The following is a 3,470-nucleotide window of genomic DNA, read 5'->3' on the forward strand; positions in this document are numbered from 1 at the left end:
AGCAGCAGCAGCCAGGCAAAGCCAAGCGAGAGCAGCACGGCTTCACCAACCAGCATGGCGCCGAACAGCGTCAGCGGCTTGGCTGAAGCGCCGCGATCAGCGGCAAGGCCGATAATGCCGGCCATGGCGAGGAAGCCGAGGAGGAAACCGCCGGTCGGGCCGACGAGATAGGCGAGGCCACCACCGGTTGCAAAAACCGGCAGGCCCATCGCGCCTTCGAGCAGGTAGAGGGCAACGGTGGCAACGCCGATGCGGGCGCCGAAGGCGGCAGCGAGGGCGGCGATAGCCATGCTCTGCAGGGTCACGGGCACGGGCCACACGGGCACGTTGATCTTGGCCGCGATCGTGATCACCAGCGTGCCGAGCACAACGGTCGCGAGGTTGGTCGCAAGCTTGGCGGCATCGGACTTGGGCTGGAAGGCGCCGAGCAACGTATTGGGCGTGGTCAAAGTGACGGCCATTTCATACCTTTCTTGCAGAGCACAGAGAGCGATTTCACCGCTTCGTGTTCAGTCATTAAGTTCTAGTCCCTGATTTATGTTGGCGCAATGGCTCCGCTTTCCGCTCTCCGCTTCGATACCGCCTTCCGACCAGAGGTCGGAAAACCCATCGAACTCGCGCCAGGGCTTAGCCGTATCACGGCACCCAACGCTTCGGCCTACACCTTCACCGGCACAAATAGTTTCCTCATCGGAAAGAAAAAATTCGCGCTGGTGGATCCGGGCCCAGCGGACACTGCTCATCTCGAAGCGCTGGACCGGGCCATCGCGGGCCGCCCCATAACGGCGATCCTCCTCACCCACACCCATCGCGACCACAGCGCCGCCGCGGCCGAACTCGCGCAGCGCTACGGTGCCCCGCTCTGGTTCGGGGGGGGGCACCGCCTCTCGCGCCCCCTCCGCCGCTTCGAGCGCAACCCCATAAAGCGCTCCTGCGACTGGGATCTCATTCCCGACCGCACGCTCTTCGACGGCGAAACCATCGAGGCGGGCGACATGGCTGTCACCGTCCACACCACGCCCGGCCACTGCGCCAACCACCTGGCCTTCGGCTTTGGCGACATGCTGCTCTCGGGCGACCATGTCATGGGCTGGAATTCCACCCTGATCGCGGTTCCCGATGGCTCGATGGCCGATTACTTCGCCTCGCTCGACAATGTCATCGCCCTGCCCTACCTGCAGTACCACCCCGCCCATGGCGGCCCCATCGCCGATGGCCCAGACCACGCCGCCGCCCTCAAGGCCCACCGCCAGATGCGCAACGAGCAGTTGCTGGCCGCCGTCGCCGACGGCGCAACAACGCTCGGCGCGGTTGTGAAGGAAATCTACCCCACCCAACCGGCAAAGATCCGCATGGCCGCCAGAATGACCATGGCGGCGCATGTCGAATATCTTGAAGAACGTGGCGCGCTAAAAGTCAGCCGCGGGATTTTCGGAATGCGATTGAGCGTGACCTGAGCCGGTCTTCACCTCTCCCCCAAGGGAGAGGTGTCAGTTCCGCTGGAACCCCACCGCGCCTTCGCGACCAGTCTGCCCGCGATGCCGCAGCATGTGATCCGCCAGCACCAGCGCCATCATCGCCTCGCCCACCGGCACGGCGCGGATGCCGACGCACGGGTCATGGCGCCCCTTGGTGATGATATCGACATCCTCATTGCCCACCGTCACCGTCTGGCGCGGCGTGATGATCGAGGACGTCGGCTTCACCGCAAAGCGGCACACGATGGGATCACCATTGGAAATCCCACCCAAAATCCCACCGGCATGGTTAGAGAGGAAATAGGGCTTGTCCGCCCCCGCCCGCATCTGATCAGCGTTCTCAACGCCAGTCAGCGCTGCAGCGCCAAAACCGTCGCCGATCTCCACGGCCTTGACCGCATTGATGCTCATCATGGCCGAAGCGAGGTCCGCACTCAGCTTGCCATAAACCGGGGCGCCCCAGCCCGCCGGCACGCCTTCGGCTACCACCTCGATGACCGCCCCAACCGAATTGCCATCCTTGCGGATGCCATCGAGATAATCGGCCCAGAACTCTGCCGCCTTGGCATCGGCGCAGAAGAACGGGTTTTCCCCGACCTGATCCCAATCGAAATTGTTGTAGTCGATCTTGTGCGGCCCGACCTGCACAAGGCTCGCGCGAATGGTCACGCCAGCAAGCACCTGCCGCGCCACCGCGCCCGCCGCCACACGCGCCGCCGTCTCGCGCGCCGACGTGCGCCCGCCACCGCGATAGTCGCGAATGCCGTACTTCTGGTCATAGGTGAAATCGGCATGGCCCGGACGGTACTTGTCGCGGATCTCCGAGTAGTCCTTCGAGCGCTGGTCGGTATTCTCGATCAGCAACGAAATCGGCGTCCCAGTCGTGCGCGGCCCATCGGTGCGCTCGTCCTCGAACACGCCCGAGAGGATTTTCACCTCATCTGCTTCACGCCGCTGCGTCGTATATTTGCTCTGCCCCGGCTTCCGGCGATCGAGATCGCGCTGGATGATTTCCGGGGTCAGCGTAATGCCCGGAGGACAGCCATCGACCACCACGCCCAGCGCCGGCCCGTGGCTTTCGCCCCAGGTGGTGAAACGGAAAAGATGCCCGAACGTATTGAAAGACATGGCCTGCCCCTTGTTGCCAGCGGTTCTAGGCAGGCAAAGCCTTCAGGTCAATTGACCTCGACGTCCCAGGTGTTCTCGGCCGAATGCAGCGTCATCTTGCCACCCACGAAATGGGCGATGACGCCCTGCGGAGGTGGCCAGTTCATCACCTCTTTTCGCGGCGTCCCTTCGACCAGGTGCCAGAGCACGCGCAGCACCCCGCCATGGGCTACCACCACCGCCTGATGGGTCAGTTCCCGGGCGAAATCGATCAGGCGCGCCGCCACGTCGTCATAGTTCTCGCCGTCCTGCGGGCGAAAATGCCAGTAGCTCTCGTCACGTTCGCCCGGCGCAAAAGCGGCCTGCTCCCGCGCGATTTCGGCATGCAACCGCCCCTCGAAAGCGCCGAAGGAAATTTCGATCAACCGCCTGTCATGCTTGATCGGGGGCAGTTCCACATCGAACGCGGCACGCATGCGGTCCATGGTTTCCGAGGCGCGGCTCAGCGGCGAGGCAAACCAGTTGAGCGACGCCGGATCGACCCCGTCGCGCTCGAGCATTTCGCGCAGCAGCACACCATTGGCGTCAGCCTGCAACTGCCCGCGGCGATTGAGGGGAATATCCTTGCTGCCCTGATAGCGCTGTTCGCGGTTCCAGTCGGTTTCACCGTGACGGGCGAAGTAGAAGTCCGGCCATTCGGGGGCAGTCATGTGCATCAACGCGCCGGCTTGGCGCGGCCTTCAGTAGAAAAAAGAAACGCGGCTACCCTAACCATTTTCGCCGCCGATACCAGAGGCCCGGTGACGGAAAGCCACTTTCGGCAGAAGCCCTTGGCTGGAACCGCGGGGCCGCTTGTGGCAGAGGTGAGCCAGTCACCCCGTTCGA

Annotated in this window: 4 protein-coding genes; 1 reads left to right on the forward strand and 3 read right to left on the reverse strand. The window is 63.7% G+C overall.

What is annotated here, in order from left to right; translation table 11 throughout:
• Window positions 1-461, reverse strand: a 461-nt coding sequence (locus J0I64_RS22030) for a biotin transporter BioY (protein WP_291412352.1), incomplete at its 3' end; no start/stop codon positions are given.
• A gap of 87 nt (window positions 462-548) precedes the next feature.
• Here J0I64_RS22030 and J0I64_RS22035 point away from each other — a divergent pair.
• Window positions 549-1,457 carry an MBL fold metallo-hydrolase gene (locus J0I64_RS22035; RefSeq protein ID WP_291412354.1) on the forward strand — a complete coding sequence of 303 codons (909 nt, stop codon included), beginning with the start codon at window positions 549-551 and terminating at the stop codon, window positions 1,455-1,457.
• Between the two features lie 33 nt (window positions 1,458-1,490).
• On the opposite strand, the gene aroC is transcribed toward J0I64_RS22035, so the two are convergent.
• Both aroC and J0I64_RS22045 read right to left on the reverse strand, forming a co-directional pair.
• A complete protein-coding gene (gene aroC, locus J0I64_RS22040; protein ID WP_291412356.1) occupies window positions 1,491-2,606 on the reverse strand; it encodes a chorismate synthase in 1,116 nt (371 codons plus the stop codon).
• A gap of 47 nt (window positions 2,607-2,653) precedes the next feature.
• The gene (locus J0I64_RS22045; RefSeq protein ID WP_291412359.1) at window positions 2,654-3,301 is read right to left on the reverse strand and encodes a histidine phosphatase family protein; all 648 of its coding nucleotides are present in this window, start codon (window positions 3,299-3,301) and stop codon (window positions 2,654-2,656) included.
• Window positions 3,302-3,470: the final 169 nt, after the last annotated feature.

Source organism: Devosia sp. (assembly GCF_017307565.1).
Lineage (GTDB): Bacteria > Pseudomonadota > Alphaproteobacteria > Rhizobiales > Devosiaceae > Devosia.

Bases quoted from the DNA above. Each gene is read 5' to 3' on its own strand.
- J0I64_RS22035 (WP_291412354.1), top strand. From the start codon at position 549: ATGGCTCCGCTTTCCGCTCTCCGCTTCGATACCGCCTTCCGACCAGAG.
- aroC (WP_291412356.1), bottom strand. From the start codon at position 2,606: ATGTCTTTCAATACGTTCGGGCATCTTTTCCGTTTCACCACCTGGGGC.
- J0I64_RS22045 (WP_291412359.1), bottom strand. From the start codon at position 3,301: ATGCACATGACTGCCCCCGAATGGCCGGACTTCTACTTCGCCCGTCAC.